Consider the following 15,833-nt stretch of genomic DNA (forward strand, 5'->3'; position numbering starts at 1 on the left):
CAGGGCTAGGGCGTGGGTCGACGATCAGGCGGGGCTCGCGGCGCCCGGCACACCGCCTTGGGCGCGCCCGACCGCCGCGACTCGGGCCGTTCACTCCCCCTCGGCCGGCAGCGGGATCCGCCACTCCAGCACGGTGCCGCTGCCCGGCTCCGCCCGCGCGGACACCGACAGGGTGCCTCCGAGCCGCTCGGCCCGTTCGGACAGGTTCCGCAGTCCGCTGCGGCCGCCATCCCGTGGCATGCCCACGCCGTCGTCACTCACCGTGACCGCCAGGACGCCGTCGGCGGCGACGACGGACACCTCCGCCCTCCCCGCCCGGGCGTGCCGCGCCACGTTGGTCAGCCCCTCCCCGAGGACGGCGAGCACTTCCTCGGCCGCGTCGGGCGGCACGTCCGTGTCGAGCAGCCCCTCCATGCGCAGCGCGGGAGCGAATCCGAGCGTCGACGCGGCCGAGTCCACGGCCTTGACCACGCGGTTTCTCAGCTTCGGGTCGGTTCCTGGGGTGTCGTGCTCCCGGAGGCCGAAGATGGTCGAGCGGATGATCTTGATGGTGGCGTCCAGGTCGTCGATCGCGCGCGTGAGCCGGTCGGCGGCTTCCGGGTGCTCGACGAAGCGCCGGGCGCTCTGCAGTGTCATCCCGGTGGCGAACAGACGCTGGATCGCCAGATCGTGCAGGTCCCGGGCGATCCGGTCGCGGTCCTCCAGAAGGCTCACCTGCTCCGCGTCACGCCGCCGGTCCGCCAGTTCGAGTGCCAGCGCCGCCTGTCCCGCGAATCCGGGGAGCGCCGTGACCTCGGCGCCCGCGAAGGGGGGCCGGCCGCAACGCCGGGCCAGCATCATCACACCGCTCAGGCGCTCCTTCGTGCCGACCGTGACGGCCACCGCCGGCCCGAAGCCCTTCCAGCGCTCCGGCCGCACCGTCACCCGTGCGTCGTTCTCGACGTCGACCACCGTGACCAGGCCGTCCCGCTGCGCGAGGGCGGCGGCGGCAAGGGTTCCCTCGCTGCTCGGCAGGACGACACCGCGGTGCCCGTCGGCCCCCTCACCGCGCGCCAACGAGCCCCGCAGCTCGCCTCCCTGGCCCACGAGGTAGAAGACCCCCACGTCGGCGCCGACGATGTCGACGGCCCGCTCCAGCATGGCGTCGAGCACCTGGGACTCCTCCGCGCCGGACAGCAGGGCGCTGGTGAGGTCCGAACTGGCGGCCAGCCACAGCTGCCTGAGCCGGCCCTCCTCGTAGAGGCGGGCGTTCTCGATCGCGATGCCCGCGGCGACCGCCAGGGTCGTGACCACGGCCTCGTCCTCGGCGTCGAACTCGGCCCCTCCCCGCTTCTCCGTGAGGTAGAGGTTGCCGAAGACCGCGTCGCGGACCCGGATGGGCACGCCGAGGAACGAGTGCATCGGCGGATGGTGGGGCGGGAATCCGTACGAGGCGGGGTGTTCGGACAGCTCGGAGAGCCGCAGCGGCTTCGGGTTGCGGATCAGTTCCCCGAGCAGGCCGTGTCCGGAGGGCAGGTCGCCGATCCGCTCGCGCAGCTCGTCGTCGACGCCGATGGGGAGGAACTCGGAGAGCCTCCGGTCGTCGCCGATGACGCCCAGCGCCCCGTACTCGGCGTCCACGAGGGTCACCGCGGCCTCCACGATGTCCCGCAGGACCTGCGGGAGTTCGAGTTCCCGGCCCACGGAGATGACGGCCTGGAGAAGCCCGTCGAGCCGGTCCCTCGTGCCGCGCATCTCGTCGACGCGTACCTGGAGCTCGTCGAGCAGCTCGTCGAGTCTCAGCCTCGGAATCCTGCTCTCCGTGGGCCCCGGACCCTCACGCCCCATCGACACCTCCAGCAGCATCGGGCGCATTGGCGGCGCTCATGGCGTGCCTTTCCAGCGTAGTCCGGACCCACCACCCGTTCCTGTCGATTCCCCCGGTGGAGGGAGACCTGACAGGACGCGGGCCGTCGTGGCGCGGGCCTGGGGCGGGCCTGGGGCGGGTTCCTCACCGGGAGGGTCCCGCGACGGTGTCGCGGCGTTCCCTGGTGCCACCGGTCATGACGTGCCACCGGTCATGACGCGCTACCGGTCATCACGCGTTGCGGGTCATCACGCGTTGCCGGTCATGACGTGCTGCCGTGTCCGGCTCCGTGCCGGGGTACGAGCTCCACCGGGCAGTGGGCGTGCTGCACCAGGCCGAGCGTGGTCCGGCCGAGCGTCGGTCCGAGGTACCCGGGGGCCCGTCGGCCGCCGACGACCAGGAGGTCGGCGTGGCTCGACGCGTCGACGAGGGCGCCGGGCACACTGCCGCTCCTCTCCACGTCGACGTCCACCGTCAGATCCGGGAACTCCTGCCGGACACGGCCGGCGACCGTGTCCGGTGCCGTGCCCGCGCCTCCGGCCGACCGCCCGTTCCCGATGTGCAGAATCCGGAGGGGAACCTCGCGCAGCAGGGCTTCGTCCGCCGCCTGCAGGGCGCTGCCCAGGTCGTTCCGGTCCCGGACCGCCACGAGAACCCTCCCGGCCGCGCCGGTCTCCCCGTCGCCCCGCACGACGACCACCGGGGTGGTCGCGTTCGCCACGGCTTCGAGACCGACCGAGCCGAGCAGGAGCGAGGAGAACCCACCGAGGCCGCGATGTCCCACGACGATCGTTCCGGTGATGGCGGCGGCCTGCCGCAGGCCGGGACCGGGCGCGCCGCCGGTCAGCGCGTCGATGACGGAGAGCGACGGGTGGCGCGCGGCGACGGTCGCCGCGGTCCGGTCGAGGAGCGCGCGGCCCGCGCTCCGGACCCGACCGGCCTCCTCGGAGGAGAGGTACGAGGAGCGCCCCTCCGTGTTCGTCGCGTGGACGAGGCACAGGCTGGTGCCGCGCAGTACCGCCTCCGCCTCTCCCCACGCCACCGCGTCCTGGGAGGACGGGGATCCGTCGACGCCGACGACGACCCTGCCGAGGCGGGGACGGTCTCGCGTTCCGTCCATCACTCCTCCTCACCGGTCCGTGGGGACTGATCTCACCGTGGCATCCGACGACGGGCGGCGGGAGGGCCGTCGGGGGCAAGGACGGGGCCGAAGGTCCCGCCCGGGTCGGCGGGGCTGGGCAGGGGCGGGCCGGTCGGTCCCGACGGTGGACCGTTCGGCCCTCGCGGGTCCAGGGCGTGCGAGGGACGGTGAAGGCGCGGGGCCCACAGCGCCCGCCGTCACGGCGCATGCCGGGGAAGCGGCGGCGGACGCCACGCGGCCGATGGTGCTCTCAGCCCCCGCACCGACCGCTCACGACCTCTCCCGGTGACTCCCTCACAGACAGGACGCACCGTGTCCACCACCGCTCCGACCCGACCGCTCGTGACCTCGCTGGTCGAGGACGCCGTCATGGCGCCCTCGATGCACAACGCCCAGCCCTGGAAGTTCGTCCACCGCACGGGCACCGACACGATCGAGCTGCACGGCGATCCCGAACGCGCCATGCCGCGCGAGGACCGCGACCATCGCGCCCTCCACCTCGGCTGCGGCGCCGCCCTCTTCGGCCTCCGCGTCGCGGCCGCCCACCGTGCCCGGGCCGCGGCCACGCGGCTGCTGCCCGACCCGGCGAACCCCTGGCATCTCGCCGACATCCGGCTCGGCGGCCCCGGGAGTGCCGACGGCGAACTGGCCGCACTCCACCCCGCCCTGCCGCGCCGGCACACCAGCCGCGCCCCGTTCACCGAGGAGGAGATCCCCTCCGAGGTCGTCGACGGGCTCCGCTCCGCAGCCCTTCTGGAGGGCTGCGAACTGGTCGTACCGGGGGCCTGGCACACCGACACCGTGCTCGGGCTCGTCCACGAGTCACAGATGCTCGAGGCCGCGGACGCGGCCGTCCGGGCGGAGATCGCCGCCTGGACGCGCACGGGCGCGGCCGGGGAAGGGCCCGACACCGAGGGAATCCCGTCGTACGCGTTCGGTCCCCGGCAGTTCGACGTGACCTCTCCCGTCCGGGACTTCGACTCCCGCCGCCGCGTCCCCGGCCGCGCCTCCGCGGTGTTCGAGAAGAGGCCCCGGATCGCGCTGCTCGGCACGGTCGAGGACTCTCGGGAGGACTGGCTGAGGGCGGGCCAGGCGATGCATCGGGTGCTGCTGCGGGCCACCCTGGACGGACTCGCGACCTCCCTCGTGTCCCAGCCGCTGGAGTGGCCCGAACTCCGTTCCGTCGCACGGGATCCGGGCTCCGCCCTGGGCTTCGTCCACATGGTGTTCCGGCTGGGCTACGGTCCCCCGGGCCGGGCCACGCCCCGCCGCCCCGCCGCCGACGTCCTCACCTTCGTCTGATCGTCCGTCACATCCGGAACCAGCGCTCCTCCCCCGGGGAGAGGGCGATCCTCCGCCCCTCGGGGAGCACGACGGCGAGCGGCCCCAGGGACGACTCCGGAACCCTGATGGCGAGCCGTCCGGGAAGCATCCGCAGCCGCACCCCCCGATGCCCGAGGACGCAGAGGGAGAAGGCGAAGCGGGGGACCTCGCGCAGCGCCACCGGCGCGATGCGCAGCCCCTCCGGCCCCGCTTCCAGGCCGGTGATCCCGCGCTCGACGAGATCGACCGTTCCCGCCATCGCGCCGAGGTGGATCCCCTCACCGGTCGTCCCGCCCTGCACGTCGGCGACATCGGCGAGCAGCGCCTCCTCGCAGTACCGCCAGGCGTCGGCACCCTTCTGGCGGGTCAGCACCCAGCCATGGACCAGGCTGCTGAGCGTCGAGCCGTGGCTGGTGCGCCGCAGGTAGTACGCGACGGTCGCGCGCCAGGTCTCCTCGTCCAGCGCGTATCCGAGCCGGGCGAAGAGGCCGTGCAGCTCGGCAGGGCGGAACAGGTAGCCGAGCATCAGGGTGTCGGCCTGCTTCGACGCCTGGTAGCGGTTGACCGTGTCGCCCTCGGCCTCCAGGATCCGGTCGAGCCTGCGGATGTCGCCGTACCGGTTCCGGTACGCGTCCCAGTCCAGCTCCGCCAGGTCGCCGTAGCCCTCGAACTGGCTGACCACGCCCCGGTGGAACGGAACGTACAGGCGGTGGGAGACCTCTTCCCACCGTGCGCGTTCCTCGTCGTCGACCGCCAGCCTCTCCGTCAGTTCCGCGCGCCGGGCGTCGGGCAGTTCGCCCAGCAGGTCGAGCCCTCGGGCGAGGACCCAGGCCGCTGTCGCGTTGGTGTACGCGTTGTCGTCGATGCCGGGATTCGTGGCGTCGGGATAGGCGTCGTGGTACTCGTCGGGGCCCATGACGCCGCGGAGCCGGTACCGGTCGTGCGCGGCGTCGTACGTGGCCGCGCCGGCCCAGTGGCGGGCGACCTCCAGCAGGATCTCGGCCCCCGCCGAGTGGAGGAACCCCCGGTCTCCTGTCGCCTGCGCGTACCGCCAGGCGTTGAGCGCCACGGCCGAACCGACATGGCGCTGGAGGTGCGAGTGGTCGGGGAGCCAGCGGCCCGATCGCGGATTGAGGTGCAGTGTCTGGGTCTCCTCGCGTCCCGAACTCGCGCTCTGCCAGGGATAGACGGCGCCCCGGCCGCCGGCTCGCCGGGCGGCCGCGCGTGCGGCCGGCAGCCGACGGTGGCGGTACATCAGCAGAGCGCGGGCCACCTCGGGGAAGTGGACGGTGAGATAGGGCAGCACGAAGAGTTCGTCCCAGAAGACGTGCCCCCGATAGGCCTCGCCGTGCAGCCCGCGGGCGGGGACGCCGACGTCGAGGTCCGCCGTGTTCGGGGAGAGCGTCTGGAACACGTGGAACAGGTGCAGCCGGAGGATGCGCCCCGCCTCCCCGGGAACGCGCAACTCGCCCTGCTCCCACAGCCGATGCCAGCACGCGCGGTGCGTGGAGAGCAGCCGGGAGAAGGCGGGGGCTCGCGCGGCGGCGTCCACGGCCTCGGCGAACGGGTCGGTGGCGGGCCGGTCGAGCGAGGTGCGCAGCGCCATCGTCTTGACGACCGTCGCGGAGCGCCGGGGCCCCACGGGCAGGCGGTAGGTCTGCACGGTGCCGGTCCTCGTGGCGTCCTTCCTCGCCGGGCAGACGGGGCGGGTGACCGTGCGGACGGCCAGGGCGACGCGGATGCCCGGATCGACGGTCCGACAGGTGAGCCAGCCGATCCCGTCCTGCTCGAAACCGGTGCGATGGTCCACGAGGTGCCGCCCGTCGAGATGCCGGTATCGCTCGACTCCGGCGTTGGTGACGTCGCCGTCCAGTACGGACTCCACCTCGACCACACCGCTCCAGCCGTAGGCGCGGAACGCGGTGCGCTGGACCGCCAGCCGGGGATCCCCCATGTGAACGACCCGTAGATGGCTGACGCGCAGACCGAGCCCACGGTCGTCCCGGTAGAACAGACGCCGGGCGAGCACACCCGCGCGCAGGTCCAGCTGTACGCCGTAGGTGCGCAGGGAATCGGAGTCGGGCGTCAGCCACGCCCCGGGTGGGGCGTCGTCCGGCAGGCACCGGTAACGCAGGAGCGTCCAGTTGGGGAGGTTGACGAGGTCCTCGTTCTCGATCCGCTCGCCCTCGACGACCGAGGTGAGCCGGTCGTAGCAGCCTGCCAGGTACGTCCCCGGATAGTGTGCGGGGCCGGCGGTGCACTCGGGCGCCGAGCCCCGGGTGGCGAACCGGCCGTTGCCGAGGGTGCAGAGGGCTTCCACCAGCCGCTCGCGCTCCGGGTCGTAGCGGTCGCTCCCGGTCCAGGTCCAGCCCTCGGTCATCCGGGCTCACCCCACACACGACGGACCAGCGCCGCGAGATCGGGGACCGTCAGGTCGGCGCCCTGTTCGCGGAGCCGGGTGGCGTGGCGCCGGTCGGAGGTGCGGTCGAGGCCGACGACGAGTCCGAAGCCTCCACGGCGCGCCGCCGCGACTCCGGAGAGTGCGTCCTCGACCACGGCCGTGGTCCCGGGAGGTGTGCCGAGCAGGGCGGCCGCGTGGAGGAACAGCCCGGGGTCCGGCTTCCCGGCGATGCCGAGACGGGCCGTGTCCCGGCCGTCCACGACCACGGTGAGCAGCCGGTCGAGCCCGGCGGCCTCGAGCAACGCCCGGGCGTGCCGGGACGCGGACGCGGCGGCGCACGGCACCCCGGCCGCCCGCAGGACGGCGAGTGCCGGGCCGGCGTCCGGGAAGCACGCGACTCCCCGGGTCCTGAGCGCCTCCTGGAACGCCTGCTCCTTGCGCGCGGCGACCGCCCAGACGGTGGCGCAGCCGGGCGGATCGTCGGGTGTGCCCGCCGGGAGCGCGAGGCCCCGTGCCGTCAGCAGGGCGTCCGCGCCGTCGAAGCGGGACTTTCCGTCGACGAACCGGCGGTACTCGGCGTCGGCGTCGAAGGGCGGCTGCGTCCCGTGACCCCGGCCCCCGAGAGCGAGGCAGGCGTCGAACGCGACCTTCCACGCCGCCGCGTGCACGGTGGCGGAGTCGAGCAGGACGCCGTCGGTGTCGAAGACGACCCCGCGCGGCGCCCGGGAGCCCGGGAGGGGCCCGCTCACCCTGCCGCCCCCGCTGTCCCGGGGGCGTGGGGACGGTCACCGGAAGGACGTTCCCGGTCGGGGGCGGCCATGGGGGGGGATCCTCCTCGACTGCGGACTCTTCCAGGGTTTCGCAGAGCCGCGGGGGCGCAACCGGAAGCGGTTCGCCCGGGGCGCCTCGGAGCCCGCGGCCGTCGTGGTCACCAGGGCCGTTGTGGTCACCGGGGTGGACGGCCCTCCCGGCCGCCGCGACGGTCAATGGCGTCGACCAGTGGCGTCGATCAGTGGCGTCGATCAGCGGCGTCGATCAGTGGCGTCGATCAGTGGCGTCGATCAGTGAGCGGCACCGAGTTCGGTTCCGATGTGGTGGGCCCACGTCCGGATCATCTGCGGATTGCGGAAGTCTCCGCCCTTGCCCCGGCTCACCATGTGCCGGGCGACCGGATCCGACGTCTCGGCGGTCAGGGCGCCGCCGAAGGTGATGTGTTCACGAGCCCCGAGCTTCTTCATCCGTCGCGCCACTCCGGGAACGGGCGGGATGTCGCGCTCCTCCGCCGAGTCGTCCACGGGGCCGCTGCTGAAGAGCCAGAGGGGTCGGTGCCTGAGTTGTTCGGCGTTGCGCCGGGCACACCGCCGGGCCTTGCCGTTCCAGTGCCCCGCGTAGAGGGCCCCGCCAAGGACGACCGCGTCGTAGCCGCTGACGTCGGTGACGGTGTCGGCGGGCAGCACCACGGCGTCGAATCCGTCGTCCCGGAGCGTCTGGCCGATCTGTTCGGCGATCCCTGCGGTCGCGCCGGACTTGCTGCCGTAGGCGACCAGGACCCGTTGGGTGTTCATGACGCCCCTCCCTCGCCCGTGGAGTCGGACCGCTTGACGGGGATGCTCCTGGCGGTCCCGGTCTCCTCGTCGGGCATCGGGATGCGGATGGTGAGGATGCCGTCCGCGTATCCGGCGTCGACGTCGTCCGCGGGAATGGTGGCCGGGAGGCGCACCGTCCTGCGGAAGGAGCCGTAGCGGAACTCCGAGTGCTCCCTGTCCTCCGTGCCCTCGCGGTGCTCCGCGGTCACGGTGAGGAGGTTGCCGTCGACGGTGACGCCGATGTCGTCGGTCGGGTCCACTCCCGGCAGTTCTGCGCGCAGCACGTACACGCCGTCCCCGCTGGTCGTCTCGATCGGGATGGAATGGGCAGCCGTGGCGGGACGCCACCCGGGCAGCCCGGGGAACTCCCTGTTGAACCAGTCGTTGAAGTCGGGGAAGCGACTGCGCCTGTGTTCGACCTTGCCTCCGGTCATGTCGTGCTCCTGGTGTGCGGGTCCGAGGACGGTGCCCCTGGGCGGGTGACCGCCGTGGCCTGCGGACCGGTTCACGGAGCCGGGTCCGACTCCGTCTCCCACTGTCGCGCCGGGGTCCGGTCAGGGGCAGTGCCCGACGGGGCCGTCGAGGGGGGCCGAACGGGCCTGCCCGGGGAGGGACCGACCGGCCCTGGCACGTCATCCCCGCGTCCCGGAGGTCGCGCCGGTCACCGGGCCGGGCGGTCGCCCGTGTCACCCCGCTGTCGGCGCCCGGGTCGCCCGCTTCCGACCGCTGTCGGCGCCCGCGGCGCCCGCTTCCGATCGGCTCATCCGGCCGGGGCCGGTCGTTCCGCACCGGTGAGGGACCGGACGGTCCCCACCCCGCCACCGGCCCACCGCTCGCGCCGTGCGAGGGGCACGGTGATCAGCGGGCACACGGCGCGGTGCAGCAGGCCGTGGACCGTCGATCCCATCCGCATTCCCGCGTAGCCGCCGCGGCCTTCTCGACCGACCACCAGAGCGGGGGACTCCTGCGACGCCAGGGCGAGTTGCTCGACCGGGTGCCCTCGTACGACCTCCTCGGAGACGACGACGTCCGGGTACCTCTCCGCCCAGCCCGCCACCGACTCGGCGAGCAGCCTGCGCCGCTCCGCGAGCCCCTCTTCGCCGTCGTCGTGGGAGAGGACGGATCGGGGCCAGACCCATACGGCGCGCAGCCGTGCCCCACGCAGGCTCGCCTCCTCGACGGCGAAGGCGACGGCGGCCCGGGAGGACTCGCTGCCGTCCACGCCGACGACGAGGGTGGGTGGGTACGCGGCGGTGGGCCCGGGGGCGTGGACCACGACGACGGGACAGTCGGCCCGTGCCGTGAGCGGTCCGGCCACGGAGCTCTCCGTGAACGTCTCGGCCGCCCCGCCCTGTCGGCGCGATCCCACGACGACCATCGCGGCGTGTGCCGCGAGGTCGCGCAGCACGGTCGTCGGCATGCCGTTCGCGAGGTCCGTCGCGATCCGCACCCCTCCGCACAGTTCCCGTACCAGGTCCTCCGCGTTGGCGATCGCCGACTCGGCCCGCATGCGCAGGGCGCTCTGGTGGGCGAGCGCGTCGAACCGCAGCCCGTCGGGGACGGGCGGCACGGCGACGACCAGGCGGAGCGGCAGTCCCCGCCGCAGGGCTTCGTCCGCGGCCCAGACGAGAGCCGGGATCGACTGCTCCCCCGGATCGACGCCGAGAACGATCTCCTTCGCGGCTCCTCCCCCGACGCTCCCGAGCTCCGGCCGGGTGAGGGTCTCGCTGGCCATGGCTCCTCCTCGGGGGCATGTCCCGGCCGGGCAGGCGTTCCTCCGGGCGACACCTCCCACTCTGCCGTCGGCCCGGGCCGCCTCGGGATGGGCCCTTCGGCCCCGATCGAGTCCGGTCGGCCCCCTCCCATGCCTGATCGCGGCGGCCGCGCGGGGCGTTCGCGTCGTGCGGTGTCAGCGGCGTACGCGGGGCATTCCCAGGCCGATCCAGGAGATGATCTCGCGTTGGATCTCGTTGTTCCCGCCGCCGAAGGTGAAGATGACGGCGGAGCGGTAGCCGCGTTCGAGTTCGCCGTGGAGGACCGTGCCGGCGGAGCCTTCCTTGAGGGCGCCGGCCGCGCCGACGACCTCCATGAGCCAGGCGTAGGCGTCGCGGCGGGCCTCGGAGCCGTAGACCTTGACCGCGGAGGCGTCCTGGGGGGTGAGAGTGCCCTGCTGGACGGCGTTCACCATCTGCCAGTTGAGGAGCTTCATCGCGTCGAGCCTGGTGTGCGTCCGGGCGAGGCTCCGGCGCACCCAGCCGAGGTCGATCACGCGGCGGCCGTCCGCGAGCTTCGTCTCCCGGGCCCAGCGCTGGACGTCGTGCAGCGCGCGGATCGCCATCGTGCCGTGGGCGGCGAGGGTGACGCGCTCGTGGTTGAGCTGGTTGGTGATCAGTCGCCAGCCCTTGTTCTCCTCGCCCACGCGGTGGGAGACGGGGACGCGGACGTTCTCGTAGTAGCTCGCGGTCGTGTCGTGCGAGGCGAGGGTGTTGATCAGTGTGCAGGAGTAGCCGGGGTCGCTCGTCGGTACGAGGAGCATGGTGATGCCCTTGTGGGCGGGGGCGTCCGGGTCGGTGCGGACGGCCAGCCAGACCCAGTCGGCGGTGTCGCCGTTGGTCGTCCAGATCTTCTGCCCGTTCACGACGTACTCCTCGCCGTCCCTGACCGCGCGGGTCTTCAGGGCGGCGAGGTCGGTGCCCGCGTCGGGCTCGCTGTAGCCGATGGCGAAGTCGATCTCGCCGGAGAGGATCCTCGGCAGGAAGGACGCCTTCTGCTCCTCGGTGCCGAACTGCATGATCGTGGGACCGACGGTGTTCAGGGCCATCAGAGGCAGCGGGACGCCGGCCTGGGCGGCCTCGTCGAAGAAGATGAACTGTTCCATCGGGCTCAGCCCGCGACCGCCGTACTCGGTGGGCCATCCCACCCCGAGCCAGCCGTCGGTGCCGAGCCTGCGCACGGTCTCCCGGTAGAAGCGCTTCTGGGCGGCGGGGTCGGCGTAGCGCGCGTGGACGTCCTCGGGGACGAGTTCGGCGAAGTACGCGCGCAGTTCCGCGCGCAGGCGGTGCTGAGCGGGCGTGTACTCGAGGTGCATGGGGGCCTCCCGTGGCAGCGTCCTTCGTACCGTGCGCGCGACGGCGGCCACGGTAGAACGTGTTCCACAAATGGGGAAGCCCCGTGACGCCTCCGCGAGCGCGCACGGCCCCGGCCCGGCGGGGGCCGGACCGAGGCGGTGTGTCACGGGGACGAGGTGATCCCGGGTCCGAGATGCGGGAGCCCGCGGAGTCACCGGCCCGCGGGGTGTCAGGGCAGGAGCTCGTCCAGGGAGGCGCGTCCCTTCTCCGCCATTCGGCGCTCGGCCCACGCGAGGCTCTTCGGATTCACGTCACGACCTGAGGCGAGGACCAGGTCCTCCGCCGTGTATTCGCCCTCCGACCCGGCATGCAAGAGGCGGTCGGGCGTCGGGCTCTCCCCCGGAGATGTCTTGTCGGACTCAGCGTTCATGCCGCCTCCTACTAGTTCTTCCGGCACTGGCCATTCTCGTGTCCGGCCCCCGGTCCCGCATCCGGGCCGGACGGGACCCGGTCCCGGGCGGGACGGGACACGGCGGCGGGGCGGTACGGGCGCTGCGGCGAGGTCTGAGGGGCCGGGGCCCACGGGGCCGGGGGCTGAGGGGGCGGAGGCTCAGGGGCCGGGGCCCACGGGGCCTGGGGTTGAGGGGCCGGGGGCTGAGGGGGCGGGGTCCGAGGGCCCGGGGGTCTGAGGGCCCGGGGGTCCGAGGGCCGGGGCATGGGGCAGGGGCAGGGGCAGGGGCAGGGGCAGGGGCAGGGGCAGGGATTCATGGACCCGAAGCAGAAGGCGGCGTTCGAGGAGTTTCTCGCCCGGCAGGGCCCCGTCGACGAGCCGTGACGGCGCGTGCGCGTGGCCCGTCGGCCGGAGCGGCGATCCGGCCGGTGCCGGTCAGTGACCGCCGCGGACTCCTCGGGCCGGCGACGGCTCTGGGCCGCTGATACGGGCCGGCCGGCCTCAGGCGGCCCGTACGAGAGCCGCCGCCTCGCGCACCGTGAGGGTGCCGCCCTCCGCGTACCTCCTCGTGTACGTCTCCGGGGGCAGCGCCGCCCGCAGCGCCCGCTCGGCCCGTTCCCGTACCAATGCCTCCGTCTGGCCGGTGAAGGGCCGGAAACCCGCGCCTCCCGCTTCTCCTCGATGGGCGTCGTACGCGCCGAGGAGCCGGGCTCCGTCCTCGGCCCGGGCCGTCGTGCCGTGCCCGGCGCTCGCCCAGGCCGCCGTCGCGAACTGGCAGACGACGAGGTCCGGCGCCACGAGGTAGGCCAGGGCCTCGACGTCCCGCACGGCCCGGGCCAGGTGCGCGGCGGCCTCGTCATAGGCACCGTCGAGACAGTCCAGCCAGCCCCGCAGCCCACCGGTCAGGCCCGCGAAGAGGTCGGGCGCGTTGCCCGGGAACTCGCCTTCGATGCGGTGGAGTTGTTCGCGCGCCAGGTTCGTGCGCCCGGTGTGGGCGTAGTGCTGGGCCAGCAGGAGCCGGGCCGTGCTGACGGGCTCGCCGGTCGGTGCGCCGGTCTCCTCCGCGGCTTCCGCGAGCAGGCGTTCCGCCTCCTTCCGTGCCGTCGCGTCGGCGGCCGGAAGGCGCAGCCGGACGGCGGCGAGTCGGGCCGTGAAGACGGGGACCTGGGAGCGGGCACCGAGCCGGGCCGAGGCCCGCGCGGCGCGCTCGAAGTCGGCGGCGGCCTCGGGGAGACGGTCCGCCCTCTCGTACGCCTGCCCTCTCGCGCAGAGTGACTCGGCGATGCCCCACGCGTCCTGCTCGCGTTCGAAGAGCGCGAGCGCCCGCTCGGCGTCGTCGAGTCGGTCGCCGAGGAGTTTGGCGCGCAGGAGGAAGGTGAAGGCGAGGTCCCAGCCCGCGCCGTGGGCGCGGCAGGCGGAGACGAGGGCGGCCAGCGTGTCGTCGAGACCGTGGAACTCTCCGGTCATCAGGCGGGCGAAGTACCACATCGAGCCGGGCTGGCGGCAGTTCTGCGGCATGCCGTGACCGTAGGCGGAGACGATGGCCGCCAGTCGGGCGCGGGTCTCGGGCCGCTCCATGGCGGTCGCGCCGTCGCCGCCCTCGGACGCGAGGACCAGCATCCGGCATCCGCGTCTCGCCTCCCACAGCCGCCCCTCGCTCCATGGGGGCGGTGTGTCGGTGCAGCGCCCGTCGAGGGGCACGGCGCGCCGGACAGGTGACGCGAACGGGTCGGGGCCGAGAGTTGCCGCCTCCCCGGCCCAGGATCGGGCGTCGGCCTGCCGGGCACGCAGCTGCCAGAACCAGTTCATGGAGAGGACGAGGCAGAGCGCCTCCTGTTCCTCCGCGCGGTCGACGGCGGTCCGCAGCGCCGCCGTCACGTTGTCGTGCTCGGTCTCGAGGCGGCGCAGCCAGGCGTCCTGCTCGGGCCCTCTGAGCCCGGCGTCCCCGGCGCGGGAGAGTTCCCGGTAGTGGGTGAGGTGGCGCCGCTCGGCGGCGGCGCGGTCGCCGCTCTCGTCGAGGCGTTCGGCGGCGTACTCGGCGACGGTCTCCAGGAGGCGGTAGCGCATCGTCCCGTCGCCGTCGGAGGGCACGGCGACGACGAGCGACTTGTCGACAAGCGCGCCGAGGAGGCCGAGGACATCGTCCGGCCGTACGACAGCTCCGGCGCCCCGGCCGGCACCCTTCGCGTCCTCCCGGACGCCCCCAGCGTCCCAGGCAGCGCCCCGCGCGTCCCCGCCCGCGCCGGTCGCGTCCCGGGCAGCGGCCCTCCCCTCCCCGTCGGCGCCCGATGCGTCCCGGGCAGCGGCCCTCGCGTCCACGTCTGCGGCCGATGCCTCCCGGGCAGCGGCCACCCCTTCCTGTTCAGCGCCGGCCGTCGCGCAGACCGCTTCCGCCGCCGGCAGGTCGCAGCCGCCCGAGAAGACCGACAGCCGGCGCAGCACGGACCGTTCGCCCGCGTCGAGGAGGTCCCAGGACCAGTCGACCACCGCACGGAGCGTCTGCTGCCGGGGCAGCACCGTCCGGGCCCCGGTGGTGAGCAACGGGAAGCGGTCGTCGAGCCGTTCCGCGATCTGGCGCGGGGCGAGCAGGCGCAGGCGCGCTGCCGCCAGTTCGATCGCCAGCGGCAGACCGTCGAGGCGGCGGCAGATCTCCGCGCACGCCGCGGGGTCGTCCGCCGGGTCGAACCCGGCCCGCGCGGCCGCCCCCCGCTCGGCCAGCAACCGCAGTGCGCCGTCCGGCGGCAGCGGCTCCACCGGGCGTACGAACTCTCCCGGTACCCCCAGCGGTTCGCGGCTGGTGGCGAGCACCGTGACGCCCGGACAGCGGGCCAGCAGCCGCTCCACCAGCTCCGCCGCCGCGCCCACCACGTGCTCGCAGTTGTCGAGGACCAGCAGCAGACGGCGTCCCGCGCAGTGATCCACGAGCCGGGTGAGCGGGTCGGGCGCGCCCGGCTCGACGACGGCGGTCCCGCTCCACAGTTGCGTCTCCCGGGCGCCGACGGCGGAGAGGACGGCGGACGGAACATCGGATTCGGCGCGTACGGAGGCGAGTTCGGCGACCCGTACGCCTTCCCGCCATCGCGGCGCGGCCTGCTCGGCCGCCTCCAGGGCGAGCCGCGTCTTGCCGACCCCGCCGGTGCCGAGCAGTGTGACGAGGCGCCGTTCCCGCAACTCGGCGACGAGAGCGTCCCGTTCCGCCTCCCGTCCGACGAAGGAGGTGAGCCGGGCGGGGACGCGGGGCCGTTCCGGCGCGGGGGCGTGCGGGCTCGGGGCGTCGCCTGCCAGCAACTCGGCGTGCAGTGCTCTCAGTTCCGGCCCCGGTTCCGTTCCGAGGCGGTCCGCGAGGAGCGCGCGCACGTCGGCGTACACCTGCAGCGCCTCGGCCGGCCGTCCGGCCGCCCGCAGCGCTCGGACACGGAGGGCCTGGAGGGGCTCGTCCAGCGAATGCTCCGCGGCCAGCGCCGCCAGCGGGGCGATGGCGCCGGCCGGCCGGCCGAGGGCCACGTCGGCGGCGAGGCGGTCCCTGCGGGCCTGCGCGTGGCCCCGGTCCACCCGCACGACGAGCGCGTCGGCGTCCCGGCCGGGGAGGTCGGCGAGGGCGGGTCCGCGCCAGAGCCCCAGCGCCTCGTCGAGGAGCCGGGCCGCGCGGGCCGGGTCCCCCGCCGCGAGCGCGGCGGAACCCTCGGCCGCGAGCCGTTCGAACACGTGGAGGTCGATGTCCTCGGGACCGGCGGCGAGCCGGTAGCCGCCCGCGGTGGAGGAGACGGCCTCCCTGCCGAGTGCCCGCCGCAGCCGCCCGACCAGCGCCTGCAACGCCCCTGCGGGATCCTCGGGCGGCGTGTCCTCCCAGATCAGGTCGATCAGCCCGGCCACCCCGGCCTCGCGCCCGGCGCCGGCGGCCAGGGCCGCCAGCAGGGACCGGAGCCGGGCACCGCTGAGCACGGCCTCGTCGCCGTCGGCCCTGAGGGCACGGCTCGGACCGAGGACGCGGTAGCGGAGGATCACCGGCCCATTCTC

Annotated in this window: 11 protein-coding genes; 1 reads left to right on the forward strand and 10 read right to left on the reverse strand. The window is 74.3% G+C overall.

Features of this window, described 5'->3' with window-relative positions; genetic code table 11:
- Positions 1–90: 90 nt before the first annotated feature.
- Together AB0D99_RS03110 and AB0D99_RS03115 are read right to left on the reverse strand one after the other, a co-directional pair.
- Positions 91–1,827: a GAF domain-containing protein gene (locus AB0D99_RS03110; protein WP_362356653.1), complete on the reverse strand. Its 1,737-nt coding sequence runs from the start codon at positions 1,825–1,827 to the stop codon at positions 91–93.
- A 281-nt stretch (positions 1,828–2,108) separates the two neighbouring features.
- On the reverse strand, positions 2,109–2,966 hold the full coding sequence (locus tag AB0D99_RS03115; protein WP_362356270.1) for a universal stress protein: 858 nt from the start codon (positions 2,964–2,966) through the stop codon (positions 2,109–2,111).
- 390 nt (positions 2,967–3,356) lie between these two features.
- Between AB0D99_RS03115 and AB0D99_RS03120 the strand changes: the two genes are divergently transcribed.
- The gene (locus tag AB0D99_RS03120) at positions 3,357–4,289 is read left to right on the forward strand and encodes a nitroreductase (protein ID WP_362356655.1); all 933 of its coding nucleotides are present in this window, start codon (positions 3,357–3,359) and stop codon (positions 4,287–4,289) included.
- 7 nt (positions 4,290–4,296) lie between these two features.
- On the opposite strand, the gene AB0D99_RS03125 is transcribed toward AB0D99_RS03120, so the two are convergent.
- The 8 genes from AB0D99_RS03125 to AB0D99_RS03160 all read right to left on the reverse strand — a co-directional run bounded on the left by AB0D99_RS03125 (position 4,297) and on the right by AB0D99_RS03160 (position 15,821).
- Positions 4,297–6,690: a glycoside hydrolase family 65 protein gene (locus tag AB0D99_RS03125; RefSeq protein WP_362356272.1), complete on the reverse strand. Its 2,394-nt coding sequence runs from the start codon at positions 6,688–6,690 to the stop codon at positions 4,297–4,299.
- Positions 6,687–7,460, reverse strand: coding sequence for an HAD-IA family hydrolase (locus AB0D99_RS03130; RefSeq protein ID WP_362356274.1), 774 nt, complete (start codon positions 7,458–7,460; stop codon positions 6,687–6,689). Before AB0D99_RS03130 ends, AB0D99_RS03125 begins: the two co-directional genes overlap by 4 nt.
- Before the next feature lie 312 nt (positions 7,461–7,772).
- Positions 7,773–8,276, reverse strand: coding sequence for a flavodoxin domain-containing protein (locus AB0D99_RS03135; protein WP_362356276.1), 504 nt, complete (start codon positions 8,274–8,276; stop codon positions 7,773–7,775).
- Positions 8,273–8,731 (reverse strand): Hsp20/alpha crystallin family protein, encoded by a 459-nt coding sequence (locus AB0D99_RS03140; RefSeq protein WP_362356278.1) that lies wholly within the window; start codon positions 8,729–8,731, stop codon positions 8,273–8,275. The genes AB0D99_RS03135 and AB0D99_RS03140 overlap by 4 nt, the downstream gene beginning before the upstream one ends.
- A gap of 326 nt (positions 8,732–9,057) precedes the next feature.
- Entirely contained in the window at positions 9,058–10,032 is a 975-nt protein-coding gene (locus AB0D99_RS03145) for a universal stress protein (protein WP_362356280.1), read from the reverse strand.
- Positions 10,033–10,206: 174 nt separating this feature from the next.
- On the reverse strand, positions 10,207–11,385 hold the full coding sequence (locus tag AB0D99_RS03150; RefSeq protein WP_362356282.1) for an acyl-CoA dehydrogenase family protein: 1,179 nt from the start codon (positions 11,383–11,385) through the stop codon (positions 10,207–10,209).
- 209 nt (positions 11,386–11,594) lie between these two features.
- Positions 11,595–11,795, reverse strand: a complete 201-nt coding sequence (locus tag AB0D99_RS03155; RefSeq protein ID WP_147981931.1) for a hypothetical protein — start codon at positions 11,793–11,795, stop codon at positions 11,595–11,597.
- Between the two features lie 522 nt (positions 11,796–12,317).
- Positions 12,318–15,821, reverse strand: coding sequence for a BTAD domain-containing putative transcriptional regulator (locus tag AB0D99_RS03160; RefSeq protein ID WP_362356285.1), 3,504 nt, complete (start codon positions 15,819–15,821; stop codon positions 12,318–12,320).
- Positions 15,822–15,833 lie beyond the last annotated feature (12 nt).

Origin of the sequence: Streptomyces sp. NPDC047971, from assembly GCF_040653355.1 — a bacterium.
In the GTDB taxonomy this organism is placed as follows: Bacteria; Actinomycetota; Actinomycetes; order Streptomycetales; family Streptomycetaceae; genus Streptomyces.

Excerpts from the sequence above, each read along its gene's own strand:
- AB0D99_RS03110 (WP_362356653.1), bottom strand. The coding sequence starts at position 1,827 with ATGGGGCGTGAGGGTCCGGGGCCCACGGAGAGCAGGATTCCGAGGCTG.
- AB0D99_RS03115 (WP_362356270.1), bottom strand. The coding sequence starts at position 2,966 with ATGGACGGAACGCGAGACCGTCCCCGCCTCGGCAGGGTCGTCGTCGGC.
- AB0D99_RS03120 (WP_362356655.1), top strand. The coding sequence starts at position 3,357 with ATGGCGCCCTCGATGCACAACGCCCAGCCCTGGAAGTTCGTCCACCGC.
- AB0D99_RS03125 (WP_362356272.1), bottom strand. The coding sequence starts at position 6,690 with ATGACCGAGGGCTGGACCTGGACCGGGAGCGACCGCTACGACCCGGAG.
- AB0D99_RS03135 (WP_362356276.1), bottom strand. The coding sequence starts at position 8,276 with ATGAACACCCAACGGGTCCTGGTCGCCTACGGCAGCAAGTCCGGCGCG.
- AB0D99_RS03140 (WP_362356278.1), bottom strand. The coding sequence starts at position 8,731 with ATGACCGGAGGCAAGGTCGAACACAGGCGCAGTCGCTTCCCCGACTTC.
- AB0D99_RS03145 (WP_362356280.1), bottom strand. The coding sequence starts at position 10,032 with ATGGCCAGCGAGACCCTCACCCGGCCGGAGCTCGGGAGCGTCGGGGGA.
- AB0D99_RS03150 (WP_362356282.1), bottom strand. The coding sequence starts at position 11,385 with ATGCACCTCGAGTACACGCCCGCTCAGCACCGCCTGCGCGCGGAACTG.
- AB0D99_RS03155 (WP_147981931.1), bottom strand. The coding sequence starts at position 11,795 with ATGAACGCTGAGTCCGACAAGACATCTCCGGGGGAGAGCCCGACGCCC.